The sequence below is a fragment of the Bacillus sp. FJAT-26390 genome, assembly GCF_001682865.1.
Taxonomy (GTDB): Bacteria; Bacillota; Bacilli; order Paenibacillales; family Paenibacillaceae; genus Pristimantibacillus.
Genome location: NZ_MAQX01000001.1, coordinates 1725953 through 1745128, shown reverse-complemented (window position 1 = coordinate 1745128; position 19176 = coordinate 1725953). Strand labels below are relative to the sequence as shown.

Here is a 19176-nt window from a genome sequence, read left to right as displayed (position 1 = left end):
GCAATTAAATCGGATATTTATGACATATAGCAATAGCTTTCATCTAAATTATAAGCATACTCACAAACTAAATTTCCTGAATGGATACAAATGAGGGAAGAAATTATCCTTTAACAAGGTAGTCGCTTCGCTTGTCAACATTCCTTCAAAACTCCACTGTTGTTTATACATAGTTGAGCACTGGTATAAAGATGGAGCCATTTTTATTAAAAAAATTCAGTAAATTTAACTTACTTATAATATTTGAGTATATCTATCATTCGTATATCAATTCCCCCCTCAATCAACTCTCTTAAATCCTCGATTTTTTAATATTCCTAATATCCTTAATTGCTTTCAATTTTATATCTATCTGATTTTTATATCTTGATTCGTTTTGTAATTTCATATCCCCAACAAACTATATTCTTATTTCCTTATTGTTTTACTAGGAAATATAGAGTATTTTTTATTAGAGCGTTGATCTATTCATCTACATTAGTACTTCTTTATTAGATTATTTTAATACGATGGAAGTGGTATACGGTGTACGGGGAGAATTAAGAATGAAAAAAAGAATAAGACATAAGCTGGTATTGTTTGTATTGATCGGTGTTCTATTGACGAGTGGCATTAGTCTTTTGTACGTACAAAATATGCATAAGTTATATGAACAGCTTGTATATGAACAAACAAGTGAGAAGCTATATTTGTATTCAGAGCGAATCGAGGATATGCTAGCAGCTATTGATCGAATGACGCAATCGATAGCAAGTGACGCTGACATTCAACAAGGACTGGAGAAGATAAAGCAGAACAAGAATAGTCGCGAAACCTATTTTACAATTCGAGCATTGGAAGATAAGCTGCTGTCGTATCGTTTCTTTAATTATCCGATTCGCTCTATGGCGATTATTGATTATTGGGGTAATGAATACTGGCTAGGCACCACCAAGGATGAAACTGCACCAGCCTATAGTAAGCAATTTATCGCAATGGCCGCTGAGGCGGAAGGGAAGAGTCTGTGGAAGGGTGGGGAAAGAGATTCCAAGATTTTTACTTCCTTAAGGGAAATAAGGGCAGTAAAGAGTATGGATTTTCCAAAGTTAGGGACGTTAATTGTTCGAGTGAATGCAGATGATTTGATTGATTCCATTAGCTCCGGTCAGTCAACTTCCAATAATATATTACTCATCTATGAGGATCATACCCCCATCTATTGGAATGATGAGCAATGGAAAGATACAATTATGCCGAACTCTCTAATACAGAATGAACGATCAGGCGAACGCTATGAGATGATCACGTTAAATGATCACAAATATTTAAGTACCTTATCTACAATAAGCTTTACAGGTTGGACATTAGTGAATCTTGTACCTTATGAATCGTTATTTCAGAAAGCCATTCTGATGAAAAAAATCCTGCTGCTTTTATACAGTCTCATTCTTGTCTCACTTGTGTGGATAGGCTTTATTTTTGCAAGAAGCATTACACGTCCATTGGAGATGCTGGCTTTTCGGATGAGCAAGGTAGAGAAAGGAGATTTTGCTACCTATCAAGATGAGCCTGTAAAAAATATGGATGAAATCGGTTGGTTAACGAACAGCTTTGACAAAATGACCGTTTCATTAGACCGTTTAATTAAGGATAACTATATCAAACAAATTCATATAAAGGAGTCTCAGTATGAGGCGCTGAAGGCGAAGCTAAATCCTCATTTTCTCTACAATACGCTGGATTCGATTAACTGGCTAGCACGCAGACATGGACAAGAGCGTATCTCTAGTATGGTTAAAGCCTTGGGCGATATGTTGCGAAGTACGACAAGTAAAAAGGAAATGGTCATGTTACAGGAAGAAATTCAGCATGTGAATAACTATTTACTCATTCAGAAATATCGTTTTGAAGAACGGCTGCAATGTGAAATCGATATTCCGGATGAATTAAATAGATGTTATATTCCTGCAATGATCCTGCAGCCTATTGTTGAAAATGCTATTAAGTACGGAATCGATGAATTGACAGGAGAATGTAATATTACGATTAGTGGGGAACGTTTTGGTGAGCAATTAGATATTTGGATTGCGGATCAAGGCCCAGGAATGGACACGCATTATTTAGAGCAGGAAACAGGGGATGGAATTGGACTAAGAAGCATTCATGAACGTTTGCGATTACTGTATGGAGAGCCATATGGTATTGGGATATTGAAAGGTATTGATCAAGGAACAATTATTCGGATTCGAATTCCTGTTTTATTGGAAGGGGCAGATGGTCATGTCTAGCTATCGGGTATTAATCGTCGATGATGAACGAACGTCGAGAGAAGGTATTGCAGCATCTATTGACTGGTCAGCTCTTGGTATGGTGTTAGTAGGAACAGCTGTCAATGGACAGCAGGCATTAGAGAGGATTCAAGAGCTACAGCCTGATGTTGTCATTACAGATATTAAAATGCCAATCGTTGATGGACTTCAATTAATTGAGCAGGGTTTAAAAAAATCTTCGCACATTATATTTATTGTATTATCAGGATTTGGAGAGTTTGAGTTAGCTACTCAGGCGATGCGTTTTGGTGTGCGACGGTATTTATTAAAGCCAAGTAATGAGCAGGAGATTACTGAAGCTTTGCTGTGGTCTAAAGGGGAGGTAGATACTATACGCAATAATTTTGCGAAAAATACAAACCCCAACGTTTCAATTGCAGTTGAAAGTGAAAGGATAATTTCTTCAACGATACCTAGTGATTTGTTACAGGCGATTGTTGATGCTGATGAAGCCCGGTTAATGAAGATATCGAGGTTATGGATAGAGCAATTATGGAGTGAGGGGGTATCATCACCTGCCATTCAAGAAAACAATAATGATGTTCTGTCCTATATTCGCGATCAGTTGAAATCAGAATATGGCATTCGTACAGCATCTACAGTTGTAGAGAGTCAAGATATACAAGCTTTCCAGAAGGAACTAGGGAGGCTGTATACGAGCTATCATTATTATAAGATTGATAAGAAGGCAATGCTGGTTATAAAAATAAAACAATTAACCATCCGGCACATTCAGAATAGACAGCTTTCTTTGCAATGGCTAGCTCAAAATTATTTATTTCTTAACTCCGAATATTTGGGTAAGCTGTTTAGGCAACATGAAGGAGAGAAATATACTCAGTTCTTGACCTCTGTTCGCATGAAGAAGGCGAAGGAGCTATTGCTTTCACATCCTACGTTGAAAATATATGAAGTAGCTGAACAATGTGGATTTGAGCAAGATCCGCAGTATTTTTCCAATGTATTTAAGAAATTTTATAGCGTTACACCTAATGAATGCCGTAAACAGCCTGTGGAGGACAACTAGTACGGTTTTTTACAATAAAAAACTCGGTTTTTTTATATTTAATTTGCATCAAAATACGTCTATCATAAAACAAAGTAAACCAATAAGATTTATGAGAGAGGCAGTTGTTAATGGTGACATACTCTGATCCTTCAGATCGTTTTATACGAAATGAGCGGGAAGCGAAAATTGCGGCGAGAGCAGATCAGCTGGCAAAGATATTTGCAGGTCGAGCTCCTAAGCATGATCTTGAAGGAACATTTCCTTTTGAGAATTTTAATGAGTTACGACAGAGCAGATACACTGCTCTTACCGTCCCAAAGCAATACGGAGGAGAGGAAGCGTCGATTTACGAACTAGTTCTATCTCAAGAGCGACTGGCAAGAGGAGACGGCTCCACTGCACTAGCAATCGGTTGGCATATTGGTTTATTGAAGCAGCTTCATCTATCAGGTGCAATGCCAGATGACCTGTTTAGTGAGTTATGTTATGAGATTGTACATGATGGGCTAGTGTTGAATGAATTGGTAAGTGAGCGAGCAATGGGCAGTCCGACTCGTGGCGGAAAGCCTGAAACGAAAGCAGTTAAAGTGGAGGGCGGCTGGTTGATAACGGGTCAAAAATCTTACTGCACGTTAAGTCCGATTCTCGAAAAGTTTATTATTGCGGCTACGATGTCAGATAGCGATACTGTAGGGTCATTTCTTATGGAAGCTGGCGATGGCGTGAAGGTGCTTGAGACATGGAACACGATGGGGATGCGTTCTACAGGCAGTCACGATGTTGTAATGAAAGAGGTATTTGTACCGGACAGATATCTGATTCGTGGTAAAGCAAATGATCAGCTACGTAAGCCTATTCCAACAGACGGTAATATGCTTCATATTCCTGCATGTTATCTTGGAATTGCACATGGAGCTCGAGATCTAGCCGTTTCATTTGCAGCTAAACACCAGCCTAATTCATTACAAGTACCAATTGCTGAGCTGCCCAATATTAAGTCTCTAATCGGAGAAATTGAACTTGATTTAATTACAGCAAGAACCTTCCTTTATGATACTGCAGATCGTTGGGATAAGGAAAAGGATAATCGTGAAAATTTGAAGATTGAGCTAGGTGTTGCAAAGCATCTTGTTACCAATGCAGCACTACGTGTTGTTGATCGCGCGATGAGAATTGTAGGGGGCTTTAGCCTCTCCAAAGATTATCCGCTTGAGCGTATGTATCGTGATGTTCGTGCAGGGCTTCATAATCCGCCAATGGACGATGTTGTCATTACGAATTTAGCCAATCGTGCATTAGGAAAGTAAAGCTCTATATGGAGTCCATAAAAAAGAAGTAGTTAGGGGAGAAAGAGATGAAAAGAAGTGTGAAGTTATCAGTCATAGCTATGTTATTAGTGTCCATAATGCTGACGGCATGCAGTAAGGAAAATGCACCAGCTAACGGAAATTCAGGTAAGAGCGATAGTATTAAAATCGAGTTTTTCCAGCAGCAGGGTGAGGAAGCGATTCAAAACGCCTATCGCGAAATTATTGCTGATTTTACAAAGGAATACCCGAACATTTTAATTGATATGAATACAGTACCTGATCCGGTTAAAGTGTTAACGTCTCGTTTTGCAACGAACGATATTCCACCATTATTCACTGATTTCCCTACACAGCTTCAATTTAAGGAAAAAGTGAAAAATGGATATATCGAAAACTTAAGCGATCAACCCTTTATCAAGGACATTAACAAAAAGTATTTGGACATGACAGCAGCAGATGACGGTGGATACTACTCTCTACCATACGCTCGAAATTATATGGCTGTATATTATAATATCGATCTATTTGAGCAAAATGGAGTGAAAATTCCAACAACGTATGCTGAGTTTATCGAAGTATGCAAAGTATTCGAAAGCAAAGGCATTACACCGTTATATCTTCCACTGAAGGATGTAGGTCATATCTTCCAGGCAACCAACATTGCATTTGCACCTGGTGGTGTTGAGGAAATGGTTAAAGTGGCTAAGGGTGAAGGACAAGTTGAGGGAAATCCTGCATTCTTGGAATTTGCTAAAAAACTTAAAGAGCTAACAGAATATGCGAATAAGGATGCGTTTGGTGTGAGTGCTCAAATGATGCAGGAAGCATTTGCTAATGGGCAAGCTGCTATGATCATTTCTGGCTCTTACGGTCGTGGAAATATTAAGCTTGCTAATCCTAATTTGAAATTCGGTGCGTTCCCACTTCCAAATGATACGGCAGATACAACGACAGCTCTATCGGGTGTTAATGCCTCCCTGTCAATCTCTGCGAAAGCAAAGCCTGAGGAAAAAGAAGCTGCACTTACGTTCTTGAAATATCTTGCTAAACCAGAGGTTGCTCAGAAGTGGTCTGATTTATCTGGCGAACCTTCCATTATTAGCGGGACAACGTATGGCGATCAATATTTGCAGCCTTTACTAGACTTTATCGACAACGGTAATGTTCATGATTGGATGTCTTCGAAGATTCCAAGTGCGATCGTAACGGAATTATATAGTACAACTCAAGGCTATCTCATTAATAACGAGACGCCTGAGCAATACCTGAAGAACATTGATGAGACCATTAAGCTGAACGCCGTTAAGTAAATTCAATAGCATTGATCTGGACGACAATTTGAGCATATCAAGTTGTCGTTCAGTCTTTTTAACTACGAGATAAGGAAGGTATAGCATGATAAGCAAAGTACTAGAACGCTCAACTTATTTCTTATTCACTCTTCCTGCTGTCATTCTGTATACACTATTTTTTACTTATGCAGTGATTATAGGTATTCAATATAGCTTTACAGATTGGAATGGGATTAGTTCTAGCTATAATTATGTTGGTTTTAGTAACTATGTAGAACTATGGAATAATCCTAACTTTAAGCAATCCTTAATCGTCACTGGGAAGTATGCGATTATGCTTGTAGCAGGAGTAATGATTCTATCTTTAATTTTAGCTTTAAGCTTAAACTCCCTTAGGAAATTTAAAACATTCACTAAGTCTGTTTATTTTTTGCCGGCTATGATTAGTGCGGTAACCATTTCATTAATATGGGATCAGCTATTTTTTAGAGTTGTTCCACCCCTTGGTGAGGCCTTAGACATTGCCGCGCTGTATCAGAGTCCTATAGCTCATCCTAAATATGCATTGATTGCTGTTGCAATCGTCAATATCTGGCAAGCTGTCGCTTTGCCAACCCTTATTTTTATTGCGGGATTGCAATCTGTTCCTGCCGAACTGTACGAAGCGGGACGAATGGATGGTGCAAGCACCTTTAATCGTTTTCGTTACATTACATTCCCGTATCTAATGCCTACAATTACTGTAAATATGGTGCTTGCAATTAAATCAGGAATTACATCCTTTGACTATGCCTATACCTTGACTGGTGGCGGTCCAGTGAAATCTACCAATTTAATTGGAATTATGATTTATAACGATGCTTTTCAAAACTTAAGGTTTGCGATGGCTAATGCCGAATCGGTTATTTTGTTTATTATTATTGCTCTGTTGTCTTTCTTACAAATAAAAATATCACGTAAAGGTGGTATCTAATAAATATGAATTTATTGATACGACAAGAAGGGTTTGGCTGGCGCATTCTCCGTAATATCATTTTGCTAATTGGAATCATCATTATTTTGGGGCCGATGTATCTGGTCATAATCAACTCTTTCAAGACATTGGAGGAGGCAGGCAGGGGCTTTTTCAGTTTTCCTCGAGCATTGAATTTTTCCAACTACGCAGAATTACTCTCTAAAGGGAACTACTGGAGATATGTATGGAATACTGCCTTTATTACAATCGGATCTATCATTATGCTTCTTATTATTAACCCTACCGTTTCCTATGCGATTGCTCGTAATCGTCATAAGAAATATTACAACTCTATATATGTTTATATACTGTTAGGATTATTTGTACCCTTTCAAGTGATTATGCTTCCTTTAACGAAAATAATGACCAATCTAAACCTACTAAATCCGATTGGGCTTATTTTGTTATATGGTGCTCTTAGCTTAACAAGAGGGGTATTTCTACTCGTAAACTATATTGAAGGAATGCCAACCGAAATTGAAGAGGCGGCAAAAATTGATGGCTGCAGCACCTTTCAAATTTATCATATTATTGTGTTACGTTTAATTATGCCGATGCTAGTTACGCTCGTCATTATGGATGCATTATGGTTCTGGAATGATTTTATGCTTCCACTTCTAATTTTGAATAAATCGAAGGAATTTTGGACTTTACCCTTATTTCAATATAACTTCAAGACCGAATATTCCTTTAATTATACAATGGCCTTCACTTCGTATTTAATGGCGATGCTGCCTATCATTGTGTTATATGCAGCCGGTCAGAAGTACATTATCGCTGGGCTAACAGAAGGTGCAATTAAAGGATAACGATCAAGCTACGCCAGGATAGGGGGGAAGTTAATGAGAGGTTTAATTAATGAAGCACAGATTGAACAATGGATTGAGAGGCACAAGACCGAGCTATTAGAAGATATTGCTGGATTAGTAGGTATTCCAAGCGTGGCCATTTATGATCCATCCTCTTCGTATCCGTTCGGGGAAAAATGTGCGGAGGCTATTCAGTATATATTAGATTTAGGTCAACGCTATGGATTGCAAACGTTCAATAGGGAATATTATTGTGCAGAAATTAGTATGGGAGATGAGACAAAGCGGTCTGTAGGCATTTGGGGACATATCGATGTTGTTCCTGCAGGAGAGGGCTGGATCTACCCACCTTTTTCTTGTACACATAAGGACAGCTTTCTCATAGGCAGAGGTGTACAAGATAATAAAGGTGGAGTAATTGCTGTTCTCTATGCACTTAGATTTATTAAGGAGCTGGGTATTCCCTTAAACTATCAAATTCAGCACATTATTGGTAGTGGAGAGGAAATAGGTATGTTTGATGCTGCCTATTATCGTAAGCATTATGATGCTCCAGACTTTAATATTGTGGCTGATAGCGGATTTCCGGTTTGTTATGGAGAGAAGGGAATGCTCTCTGTTACTTTAAGCTGTGATATTACTGATTGCTCAATCCTTCGCATACAGGGGGGAGTGGCTTCTAATAGTGTGCCTGGTTATGCTGAGCTTATTGTTCGACGTGATGAAGCAGCGGTCGCCAAGCTAAGTCTCCTGCCTTCTCATATTCAGTATAGTCAGACGGAAGAAGAGATTACTTTATTTGCAGTCGGCAAATCTGGACATGCTGCATTTCCTGAAGGGACAAGCAATGCGATTGCGATCCTTTTTGAGCCATTGTTGAACAGTGCATGGTTTGAGGGGTCTACCCACAAGCAACTTGAGAAGATTTATAATATTTGCAAGAATTATGATGGACGGGCATTAGGGATACAGTGTGAGGATGAGTTATCTGGAGCTTTAACATGTGTCGGGACTTTGTTAGATGGACGGGATGGAAGGCTGGCGTTAGAGCTAAATATCCGATATCCTATCCAACAGTCATCCAAGGTGGCGCTGCAGCAGTTGCAGGAAAGTGGCTTTACAGTGACTAATGTTCATGACAGTCAGCCAAATTATTATAATCCCGATACGCCAGAGGTAAAATGTCTAATGCAAGTTTTTCAAGTCGTAACAGGAGAGCAAGTGAAGCCATTTGTAATGGGTGGAGGTACTTATGCCAGAAAGCTGCCTCATGCGGTAGGCTATGGCCCTGGCTTGACGACTGATCTGTCATCGCTTGATTTGCCTCCTGGTCATGGTCAAATTCACGGTCCAGATGAGGTGCAGTCGATTCCTAATCTGATAACTGCATTAAAGATTTACATTGTAGCACTATTAGAGCTAAATGAGCTGTAAAAAGTGAATATTCAATATTGTTGACAAGGTAGCTCTTGCGGTATTCATAAAAGCCCAGCGCCTTGGGTTAAGGTGAGTTTTCCGAAAGTAACGGTTCAGGACAATGTTCGTCTACAACATCAGCTGCTTACCGAGTGCGTCAGAATTAACAAGCTGTCTCTAGTTACCGGTTGGTCACTTTGGGCTCTCCAAACTTGGCCCATAAATCTGTATTTTTCGAAGGGGTAAATGCGTCGTTGGATGCAGACCATGCTCATCGTCATCGTCATCACAAACGCAATCGTACGATCGAGCGCGTGAAGCAATGTGGAAAGAAGGCAATTATAGCGCCTTGCATGACTATACTAACTCTTCTGCTTGGGATGCTTAATATCACAAAAACTTGTTGACAGACATCATTGTAGAAATGGCAGAGAATATTAAAGGCTACCTGAACAGTGATAAAGAAGAAACGTATATGCTTGACGTTGGAATGCTACATATACTCGGCGATCAGGGGGTAGTTCCATTGGCTGGAGAAGGAAGGCTTCAAGGTGGAAAAAGGAAGTAGCACGGCACCAACCTGTGGCAGCATGTCGTGGTAAGCATGAGACGTGTACTGGCTTCCTTGATCGCTGTGAACGATCAGTCCAGTCACGTCTTTATGCTTTTCAAATGCCCTTCTAAACATCTCCAAGACAAACGGATTGTCCTTGTGACGGCTCAATTGATAGATGAAGATTCCATTGTTCCACAGATCCTTGATGACAGACAAATAGATCCGCTCATCCAATACGCGGTATTGTGTAACATCCGTAATCCACTTTTGATTAAGGCCATCAGCCTTGAAGTTTTGTTGCAGCTTATTCTCTGAATCCCGCCATCAGAAACCGCGGCCTCATAGCTGGTTCGATGAATATATTTACGACGTTTAATCTCTCTAATGCCGAGCTCATACATGAGGCGTTGAACATTCTTGTGATTGACTTTAAGGTTGTATTGACGATACAACTCGTCTTGTATGCGACGATAATGGAGCAATCAGTTTATGTATTTGAAAGAAAAGAAAATAATCGAAGACAGCTCACGGAGCAGGATCTATTAGCGCTGAATGAGCTCAAGAAGCTCATTCAGATCATGACGCTAGAAGAAGCTTGTCTGCGTGTTATCCAGTTTATTCCGAAAGGAAAGGCTAAGGGACAGGCAAGCAGATGAAGAAGTTTTGGAACAATTACTTGCACGGCTGCAAAAGCATCCTCCGATTTAACATTTTTTCACTTAACTTCATGTTCTCTCTACCATCCTTTTTAAGGTGATTTCACTATTAACCACTGCAAGCGTTTATTGGTATTTTTTTGGTTACTTTACGAATCACTCAGCCAATTCCACCGGAAAATAATCCAATGATAGAAGCAATGATATTATAACAAATAAAATAAACAATACTGTTCCCACTTAGTACAAAATATAGTATGATCCTACCACGATTTTCAATTGGGTAGGAATAATGCCTTCTAGCAAATTGAATATTGTCAAATTAACAAAATGACAGGCTAGGGGGACGTGGACTGTTGTTCTGATTGTTGTGAATGGACAACACAGTCACCTCTCTTGCAAAAGTATTTGTTATAATTATCGCCAGTCAACAAGAATTATCGATAAGGATGTGGTATACCCATGATTCGAAAAAGCCTATACATGAAAATCAGCTGCTTGCTGCTGCTTACTGCTGCCATTCCTTTTCTAATATCGAACACGATTACGTATTTCTCGACCGCTCGAGCGCTTGAGGACAATATGATTCATACAAACCTGAGTCTGATGCAGCAGGGGGTGGAGCATACGATAAGTTATATGAATGAGCTCGAAGCGTTATCTTTACAATGGTATTTCGATAAGGCGTTATTTCAATTGCTGGAGAAAAAGTCATTGAATTATGAAGAAACGACCTATTTGGAAAATAAAATGATTTCTTTATTGTATAGTCGTGAGGAGCTACAGGCGATTTCTTACTATAGCAATCAAAACGGTATGAATTACAAGAGGACGAAGGAGCCCATTGACGGCAAATATATGGAGAAGCAGGCGATGGTTGAGGAGAAGCTGCGTGAGCGTTTTTTATTCATTGAAACTGCAACTGTCGGAGACGAGGTAGTTTTATATGTTCATCGTAAGTTAGTTGATATGCCTAAGGGAGAGATTCTCGGTTACTTAACACTCGAATTTTCCTATGAGCAGTTAGAGCTAATTCAGTCGAGGCTGCTAGATCAATCAAATGAGCAACTATATGTCTTGTACAATCAAGCAGATGAATTCACAGTTTTATATCAAACCGCTAAGCATGAAAGGGGAGCTAAGCTTGATAAGGCATTAGAACCTGCTCTTTCTCAAGAAAAAACGACCAGTTACAGGCATATCGAACTTCAGAAAATAAAAGGGTTGTCTCTTTCTATTCATAGTGAGGAGGAAGGCAAGTCGTACATCATGATAAAATTTATTCCAAAGAAAAACATTACGGCTCGTGCTCAGGAGTCCTTATATATGATTTTAGTTGTCCAATTTGTCACATTACTCCTGATTATTTTGCTTGCTATGGTGGTATCCTTTTCGATTATCTCTCCTATTCGAGGCCTAATCCGGAATATAGGTAGGGTTGAAAAAGGAATCTTTAAGATCGACAACTTTAAAGCAAGAGAAGATGAAATCGGACTCTTAGAAAAGCGTTTTCAGGTCATGGTACTTGCGCTAAAAGATTTGATTTTAAAACAATATAAACATCGTATAGAGTTGACCACGTCACAATTAAAGGTTTTGCAAGCCCAGATTAATCCTCACTTTCTAAATAATATACTGCAAACAATTGGTACCTATGCCTTGAAGCAAGGTGTTCCTCAAATACAAGAACGAATAAGCGAATTAGGAGCAATCCTTCGCTACAGTATGGATATGCGTGAGGAGATCGTAGAGTTTGAGAAGGAAATTGCACATATTCAGGATTATTTATCGTTACAAAAAAGTAGATATCAAGATCGGCTGTATTATTTTATCGAATCGTCTGAAGACACTCGCCACATTAAGGTTCCTAAAATGATTCTTCAGCCGCTCGTAGAAAATTGTATTGTTCATGGTATTGAAGAAGAATTAGGGACTGGATTCATTCATGTTTCATCTGTTAGGTATGACCATTTCTTGATTATTAAGATAATCGACAGCGGTAAAGGGATTGAGGCAATGCAAATTAGCAAAATTCATCAACAGCATAGTAGAAATCAAGTACACAGTGAAGAAGAAGGCATTGGACTGATGAATGTTTTAAATAGGCTGAGTTTGGCATACGGTGAACATTTTACATGGAGCATGACCAGTGTGCCTTATGTAGAGACGATGATTGAGCTTCGCATTCCATTAGATCGAGGGTGAAATTTTTGAAAGCAGTTATTGTAGACGATGAACAGGCTGTCCGTGATGGAATTAATTTACTTATAGAGTGGGAGAAGTTTGGCATTACAGAACGGTTCGTAGTAGGCGATGCACAAACCGCTCTTCAAATTGTAAGTCGAGAAAATCCAGCCGTTATATTTTCTGATATGAGAATGCCAGGAGTAGACGGAATCGAGTTGCTGCAGAGACTAAGAATGACTAATCGTCACACACAGGTGATTGTCGTTAGCGGATTTGATGAATACAGCTATATGAAAGCTGCGATCCAAGCTAAAGGAGTAGACTACATTCTTAAGCCTTTACGCAAATCCGAGTTAGAGTCCAGCCTTGGGAAAGCGGTGAAACAATGGCGAGAAGAGCAAGGTTTGTCCTATTCAGCCATTGATAATCTGTACAAGCTCAAATCGGCGAATACCATTCTTCATGAACGCAAAATGGTTTCTTTCCTCCAAGGTGAACTCAGCTATTCCAAGCAGATCAAAGACCTATTCCCCCTTCCATATATTAGCGATGTATGTGTACTGCTCATAAAAAATGGACAAGACATTTTGAGACGGAGATTTGATGGAGACGTCTCGTTGATGGACTTTGCGATTAGAAATATTGTAAGAGACACTGTACTGCCTGTGCATCAGATGATACTTCTGCGACTAAAGACAGACCAGTGGGCGATGTTAAGTTTAAGTGAATCCGATGTTATGCACAGTGCAGGTATAAAAGAGCCTAACCATAAGAAAATCCAGAGTGTAGTTCAGTCCCTTCGCGAGACAATAGAAATAGAAGTGCTATATGGCTTTAGCAGTTCAACTGCTCATGTGTCTCAAGGGGCCCAACTCATGAGGGAAGCGCATCGTTCTCTTCTGGCCTGTAACATATTCCAAACCTATGGAACGCAGCAGCATTCTTCACAAACATCTAAAAATGAGCCATTTTTACTAGCTGCACAGTTTGAACGTTTAAGCAGAATGATTGAATCTGGGAATAAAAGGGAAGTCTCGGCATTCATCCATGACTTTGTGCAAAATAACATGCGTAGCGGACGAATGTCGTTAAGCGAATTGCAAGGGTATACGTTGGAAGCGAATCTGTTCCTACGCCGGACAGCAGATCAATATCAACTGCAAGAAACTGAGCGTTTGGACGTAGAAATACCTTTATGGATCAGTGATTTGCAGAAATGGGAAGAATGGTTTATCCATAAACTCTGGGATTTGCAGGAGCGTTTGAGCGGGGAGGAGCAGGGAGATCTGTTTGAAGAAATAAAAAAATATATACAGACTCACTACCATAAGCCTCTTTCATTGAAAGAGCTTGCGGACCGTTTCTATTTGAGTCCGCCATACATTTCACGAAGATTTAAGGAGGTATATGGCAGTACCTTTATTCAATTTATAACAGAAATGCGAATTATGAGAGCAAAGTCGCTGTTAATGCATACTTCTCTGCCTATTGTTAAAATTGCCCAGCTGGTCGGTTATGATGATGAAGCGTATTTTAGCAAAGTATTTAAAAAGGATTCAAGCCTCTCTCCAAAACAATTTCGTAACTTGGATAAAGATAAGAATGTACAAGTGTGAAGTAGAAAAATTCCATGTTATCCCTCTGTTTGGCAGGGTAGTATGAAGAAGCATATAAAACGAGGAGGGGTTATATGAACAAACGGTTTTTAGCTGTTCTTGTATTTTGTATTGTAATGGTATCAGGTTGCTCATCAGAAACAACAGATGGAAAGGATTTGAGCAGCGGTAAAGGTAACAAAAGTTCCTCAGATGAGAAGGTAACGATCAAAATTTTGCAATACAAGGTGGAGTTGACCGAGCAAGTAAAGCAGATGGCGGAAGACTATATGAAGGAGCATCCAAATGTAATTGTTGAGGCGCAGGTTTCTCAAGATTTCGAGACACTTCGAAAGACAAGATTTGCTTCTGGGGAAGGGCCGGATATCTTCTTTGTCAAAGCTTTTTCAGATGTGAAGGATTGGAAGGAGCACCTGGTTGACTTGTCGGAAGAGCCTTGGATGAATGATGTTGTAAAAGAGGCGATCCCGGGTATGACGATAGAAAATCGCCAATATGGTTTCCCAACCAATCTTGCTGGCTATGGGTATATCTACAATAAAGATTTATTCGAAAAGGCTGGTATTACCAAGCTACCGGCCACACAGACCGAACTAAAAGAAGTGAATGAAAAGCTAAGGGCTGCAGGAATTCAATCCTTCTCCGAAGGTTATAAAGACGGTTGGCTGTTAGGCTATCATCTGCTAAATCTACCGTTTGCGGCAATGGACGATCCGGAGTCATATATTAAAGAAATCGAAGCAGGTACAGCTAAGATTAAAGATAATCCATTTATCGGGCATTATTTTGACTTAATTGATATGGCTCTGAAATATGGAGATGGAAAAAAAACACTTGGCATTGATTACAATACACAAGTTATTCATTTTGCATCGGGCAAGACGGCTATGATGCAGCAAGGCTTGTGGGCGTTGGAACCAATTATGAAAGCGGATTCAAAAATAAATATCGGTATGTTTCCGATTCCAATCAGTAATAATCCGTCAGATGCAAAGATGCCAGTAGCCGTCCCGTCCTATTACGCAATCAACAAGGCATCCAAGCACGTAGATGAAGCCAAGAAGTTTCTAATCTGGCTGCACGAGAATGGGCAAAAGTATATTGTTGATTCGTTCAAAATGCTGCCCGCATTTGAATCTATAAACGGAATTGAGAAGCTGGGAGCTTTAGCGCAAGATATAATGCTTTACACATCAGAAGGACGTACGATGCCTTGGGCAATGAGCTTATGGCCAGCCGGGTCTGACAAGGAATTTGCATCACCTGTTCAAGCCTACGTAGCAGGTGAGAATACGAGAGAGCAAACCATTGACCAAATTCAAAGCATCTATGATCAAAAGGTGAAAAGATAGGCACTGCCGGCTAGGGAGGTGAGAATGATTTGACATACAAAAACTTTAAAAACGGTTCAATCTACGCCTTGTTTGTACTACCAACCCTTCTTTTCTTTACGATGATCAATGTGGTGCCGTTTATTCAAGCGATCATTTTTTCCTTCCAAGATTGGAATGGAATTAGCTCCGATATCCGTTGGGTTGGGCTATCGAATTATTTGTCCTTGCTGGATGACACAAGGTTTTTGACCTCTAGCTGGCTGACAGTAAAATTTGTAGCGATAAGCACAATTCTTGTCAATCTAGCCGGATTAATGCTGGCGTTAATATTGAATACTACACTAAAAACGAGAACACTTCTGCGCGCCCTATTTTTTATGCCACAAGTGATAGGTTCACTTATCATTGGATTTGTTTGGCAATTTATATTTGTTCAAGTTTTTGCTCAGCTAGCCGATTTAACAAATTGGCCGCTATTCGAATTGAATTGGCTTAGTACGCCTAGCTATGCTTTTGCCTCGATTATTCTGGTGTATATGTGGCAGTCATCCGGCTACTTTATGGTGATCTATTTGGCCGCTCTTCAAGGGGTTCCGCATGATATTCTAGAATCCGCGTCCATAGACGGTGCAAATTGGTGGAGGAAAATTTGGTATATTGTTTTTCCTCTAATTCGTCCTGCAATGACCATCTGTATCTTTTTGGCTATTTCGGGCGCATTCAAGATGTTTGACCTCAATCTGGCTCTAACCCGTGGAGGACCTTTCAACTCAACTGAGTTGCTCCCGCTGCATATTTATCAAGTGGCGTTTTTTAACAATAATTATACACTTGGAACAACAAAAGCCGTCGTATTTTTCTTTATCCTGGTCACAATTACCTTGATTCAAGTAAGGATCATGAAACGCAGGGAGGTGGAAATGTGATGAGAACGATCTACAACTGGAGAACGTTTAGTCTAGAAGCGGTTGTCGTGTTATTCGCTCTTCTATTTGCATTTCCCCTTTATCTGACGGTAATCAATGCATTTAAATCCTATGATCAGGTTGTATTGGCAACGATTTCTTTGCCGCAGAAGCTGGATTTATCCAATTTTATGACAGTCTGGAAACAAATAAAATTTCCAACTGCGTTTATGAACTCGCTCATCATCACGGTATGCAGTGTATCAGGGATATTATTATTCAGCTCCATGACTGCGTATAAGCTAGTGCGTTCGCCTGGTTGGTTAAGCAGTGTGATCTTCTTCACCGTATTATCGGCGATGATTGTGCCTTTCCAAACGATGATGATCCCGTTAGTTAAGGTAGCGAAGGATATGCATTTAATTAACAGCATCCCAGGCATTATTGCCGTTTACTTAGGGTTTGGCACCTCCATGGCCTTGTTCTTGTTCCATGGATTTATTAAGGGGATTCCGCTTGAACTAGAGGATTCTGCTAAGATAGACGGCTGTAGCCCGATCGGCGTGTTTTTTCGTATTGTTTTCCCATTGCTCACGCCCATTACGGTTAGTGTCGCGATTTTGAAGACACTGCAAATATGGAATGATTTCTTGTTGCCATTATTAATGCTAAGCGGAAAAAATAATCAAACGATTCCATTAAGCTATTTTATTTACTTTGGTGAATACGTCAATCAGTGGCATCTTGCGCTGGCTGCAGTTGTGCTTTCAGTATTACCGGTTCTGATCTTATATTTATTTTCGCAAAAATACATCATTCAGGGGATTATGACTGGTGCCATAAAGGGGTAACTTCTCAAATAGAGCAGGAGGAATGGAATTGAAAATTCGGATGGGCATTATAGGCATGGGTGGAATTGCAGAGGGTCATATAAGAGGTATTCTACAAAGCAATGATGCTGAGCTAGTCGCCATTTGCGATGTAGACCCGTACACGCTGCAGCAAAAAGGAGCACAGTATTCGATTGCAAAACGATTTACGAATTACAGGGAACTTCTACAATGTCCCGAAATTGATGCAGTATCCATTTGTACGCCTAATCATATGCACTATCCAATTGCTAGGGAAGCGATAATGAACAAGAAGCCTTTTGCTTTGGAGAAGCCTGTCTCCTTAAACGAGCAAGAAGCACAGGAGTTAAAAAGGCTTGCTGACGAGCATGGCGTGACCAATATGGTTTGCTTCTCTTATCGGTTTAAAGGTGCGGCGAGATATGCTAAGTGGTTAATCGATCAAGGGCACTTGGGAGATATCTATCATGTCTATGGGCAATATTTGTTTTACACCTCGATTGTAGGAAATAAACCACTGCTGTGGCGGTTTCGCAAGGAATTAGCCGGTTCCGGGGCTCTCGGAGATCTAGGATCTCACATGCTGGATTTAACGCGATTTCTGGTAGGTGATTTTCAGTCAGTTTGCGGCCATACAGGAACTAATATTTCTGCTCGCAAGATGTTGGATTCGGAGAGGATGGGAGAGGTTACGGTAGATGATTACTGTCATTTCATGGCCAAGCTAGACAACGGGATATCTGCTAATTATTCGATCACGCGCTGTGCGTTTGGTAGATTTAATTATCAACGGTTTGAGATTTATGGTAGCAAGGGAGGCCTAGTCTATCATCTCGATGATTCGGATACATTAGAGGTTTGCCTAGGTGATGTGTATGGCCAATCCCGCATGTATCAGAAGATGTCTATTCCGCCTCATTTTCAAGCTAATCAGATGCAGGCCTTTTTTGATCTCATTAATGGGAAAGGCGACGGTCTTGCTGCCACGTTGGAAGATGGTGTGATGAATCAAAGGCTGCTAGATACGATTCTTCACTCGGCAGAAGAATATAAATGGATGGATTTAAAGGGGGAATTAGGATGAGTACGAAAGTTACGGTCTGGAATGAATATCGCCATGAAAAAATAAACGCCAAAGTGGCACAAATCTATCCTGAAGGTATCCACAAAGCATTAGCAGCATATTTGGGAAAGGATGCAGACTTTGTTGTACGGACTGCTACCTTGGATGAGCCAGAGCATGGTTTAACAGATGAAGTGCTAGCTAATACGGATGTTTTATTATGGTGGGGACATAAAGCGCATGATGAGGTTAGAGATGACATTGTAGAGAAGGTTTATCAAGGCATCCTGAATGGGATGGGGTTAATTGTCCTTCATTCAGGTCATGTATCTAAAATATTTAAAAAACTAATGGGTACATCATGTAAATTAAAATGGCGGGAAGCCGATGAGAAGGAACGGTTGTGGATTGTAGAGCCAGGGCACCCGATCGTTGACGGCATTCATTCTGAATATATTGACATTGAACAAGAGGAAATGTATGGCGAACGCTTCGATATTCCTGCGCCGGATACATTAGTGCTCGTCAGCTGGTTCGAGGGTGGTGAGGTGTTCCGGAGCGGTTGCTGCTACTACAAAGGGCGGGGCAAAGTATTCTATTTTCGTCCTGGTCATGAATCGTACCCTACTTATCATCATCCGGAGGTACTGAAAATTATATCCAATAGTGTCAAGTGGGCAAAACCGGTTGACGGGCCGATACCAGCATTAGGGAAAAATGTGAAGCCGCTTGAACAGATCGGGAAATAAAAAAAGGTTGTTGGGGTAAAAGGAGTACAAACGACAGGCGGTTCTTGTACATCAGTATGAGAGCCGCTTTTCCTTATAGCAGTAACTACCATCAGGAGG

At 40.1% G+C, this 19176-nt stretch carries 17 protein-coding genes; 15 read left to right on the top strand and 2 right to left on the bottom strand.

Going from position 1 to position 19176, the window contains the following annotated elements; all coding sequences use genetic code 11:
• Nucleotides 1-545 precede the first annotated feature (545 nt).
• The 7 genes from A7975_RS08025 to A7975_RS07995 all read left to right on the top strand — a co-directional run bounded on the left by A7975_RS08025 (nucleotide 546) and on the right by A7975_RS07995 (nucleotide 9178).
• Nucleotides 546-2267, top strand: coding sequence for a cache domain-containing sensor histidine kinase (locus A7975_RS08025; RefSeq protein WP_053376603.1), 1722 nt, complete (start codon nucleotides 546-548; stop codon nucleotides 2265-2267).
• Nucleotides 2260-3336 (top strand): response regulator transcription factor, encoded by a 1077-nt coding sequence (locus A7975_RS08020; protein ID WP_065384737.1) that lies wholly within the window; start codon nucleotides 2260-2262, stop codon nucleotides 3334-3336. The genes A7975_RS08025 and A7975_RS08020 overlap by 8 nt, the downstream gene beginning before the upstream one ends.
• Before the next feature lie 110 nt (nucleotides 3337-3446).
• Nucleotides 3447-4625: an acyl-CoA dehydrogenase family protein gene (locus tag A7975_RS08015; protein ID WP_065384736.1), complete on the top strand. Its 1179-nt coding sequence runs from the start codon at nucleotides 3447-3449 to the stop codon at nucleotides 4623-4625.
• A 47-nt stretch (nucleotides 4626-4672) separates the two neighbouring features.
• A complete protein-coding gene (locus A7975_RS08010) occupies nucleotides 4673-5938 on the top strand; it encodes an ABC transporter substrate-binding protein (RefSeq protein ID WP_065384735.1) in 1266 nt (421 codons plus the stop codon).
• Nucleotides 5939-6023: 85 nt separating this feature from the next.
• Entirely contained in the window at nucleotides 6024-6893 is an 870-nt protein-coding gene (locus A7975_RS08005; protein WP_053376599.1) for a carbohydrate ABC transporter permease, read from the top strand.
• Between the two features lie 5 nt (nucleotides 6894-6898).
• Nucleotides 6899-7744 (top strand): carbohydrate ABC transporter permease, encoded by an 846-nt coding sequence (locus A7975_RS08000; protein WP_065384734.1) that lies wholly within the window; start codon nucleotides 6899-6901, stop codon nucleotides 7742-7744.
• A gap of 33 nt (nucleotides 7745-7777) precedes the next feature.
• On the top strand, nucleotides 7778-9178 hold the full coding sequence (locus A7975_RS07995; RefSeq protein ID WP_065384733.1) for a Sapep family Mn(2+)-dependent dipeptidase: 1401 nt from the start codon (nucleotides 7778-7780) through the stop codon (nucleotides 9176-9178).
• Nucleotides 9179-9653: 475 nt separating this feature from the next.
• Here the strand turns inward: A7975_RS07995 and A7975_RS32920 are convergent, their stop codons facing one another.
• Together A7975_RS32920 and A7975_RS35350 are read right to left on the bottom strand one after the other, a co-directional pair.
• Entirely contained in the window at nucleotides 9654-9977 is a 324-nt protein-coding gene (locus tag A7975_RS32920; RefSeq protein WP_255314218.1) for a DDE-type integrase/transposase/recombinase, read from the bottom strand.
• Nucleotides 9881-10168, bottom strand: a complete 288-nt coding sequence (locus A7975_RS35350) for a helix-turn-helix domain-containing protein (protein WP_176707681.1) — start codon at nucleotides 10166-10168, stop codon at nucleotides 9881-9883. Before A7975_RS35350 ends, A7975_RS32920 begins: the two co-directional genes overlap by 97 nt.
• Here A7975_RS35350 and A7975_RS34040 point away from each other — a divergent pair.
• The 8 genes from A7975_RS34040 to A7975_RS07950 all read left to right on the top strand — a co-directional run bounded on the left by A7975_RS34040 (nucleotide 10070) and on the right by A7975_RS07950 (nucleotide 19077).
• Nucleotides 10070-10372, top strand: coding sequence for a hypothetical protein (locus A7975_RS34040; protein ID WP_053376595.1), 303 nt, complete (start codon nucleotides 10070-10072; stop codon nucleotides 10370-10372). The two genes, A7975_RS35350 and A7975_RS34040, sit on opposite strands and share 99 nt — an antisense overlap.
• 462 nt (nucleotides 10373-10834) lie before the next feature.
• Complete coding sequence (locus A7975_RS07980; RefSeq protein ID WP_065384731.1) at nucleotides 10835-12577, top strand: sensor histidine kinase; 1743 nt, start codon at nucleotides 10835-10837, stop codon at nucleotides 12575-12577.
• 5 nt (nucleotides 12578-12582) lie between these two features.
• Nucleotides 12583-14175: a response regulator transcription factor gene (locus tag A7975_RS07975; protein WP_065384730.1), complete on the top strand. Its 1593-nt coding sequence runs from the start codon at nucleotides 12583-12585 to the stop codon at nucleotides 14173-14175.
• A 74-nt stretch (nucleotides 14176-14249) separates the two neighbouring features.
• Nucleotides 14250-15527: an extracellular solute-binding protein gene (locus A7975_RS07970; protein ID WP_053376592.1), complete on the top strand. Its 1278-nt coding sequence runs from the start codon at nucleotides 14250-14252 to the stop codon at nucleotides 15525-15527.
• A 29-nt stretch (nucleotides 15528-15556) separates the two neighbouring features.
• Complete coding sequence (locus A7975_RS07965) at nucleotides 15557-16435, top strand: carbohydrate ABC transporter permease (RefSeq protein WP_065384729.1); 879 nt, start codon at nucleotides 15557-15559, stop codon at nucleotides 16433-16435.
• Complete coding sequence (locus A7975_RS07960) at nucleotides 16435-17265, top strand: carbohydrate ABC transporter permease (RefSeq protein WP_065384728.1); 831 nt, start codon at nucleotides 16435-16437, stop codon at nucleotides 17263-17265. Before A7975_RS07965 ends, A7975_RS07960 begins: the two co-directional genes overlap by 1 nt.
• Before the next feature lie 22 nt (nucleotides 17266-17287).
• A complete protein-coding gene (locus A7975_RS07955; RefSeq protein WP_065384727.1) occupies nucleotides 17288-18349 on the top strand; it encodes a Gfo/Idh/MocA family protein in 1062 nt (353 codons plus the stop codon).
• The gene (locus A7975_RS07950; RefSeq protein ID WP_053376588.1) at nucleotides 18346-19077 is read left to right on the top strand and encodes a ThuA domain-containing protein; all 732 of its coding nucleotides are present in this window, start codon (nucleotides 18346-18348) and stop codon (nucleotides 19075-19077) included. The genes A7975_RS07955 and A7975_RS07950 overlap by 4 nt, the downstream gene beginning before the upstream one ends.
• The last annotated feature ends 99 nt before the right edge of the window (nucleotides 19078-19176 follow it).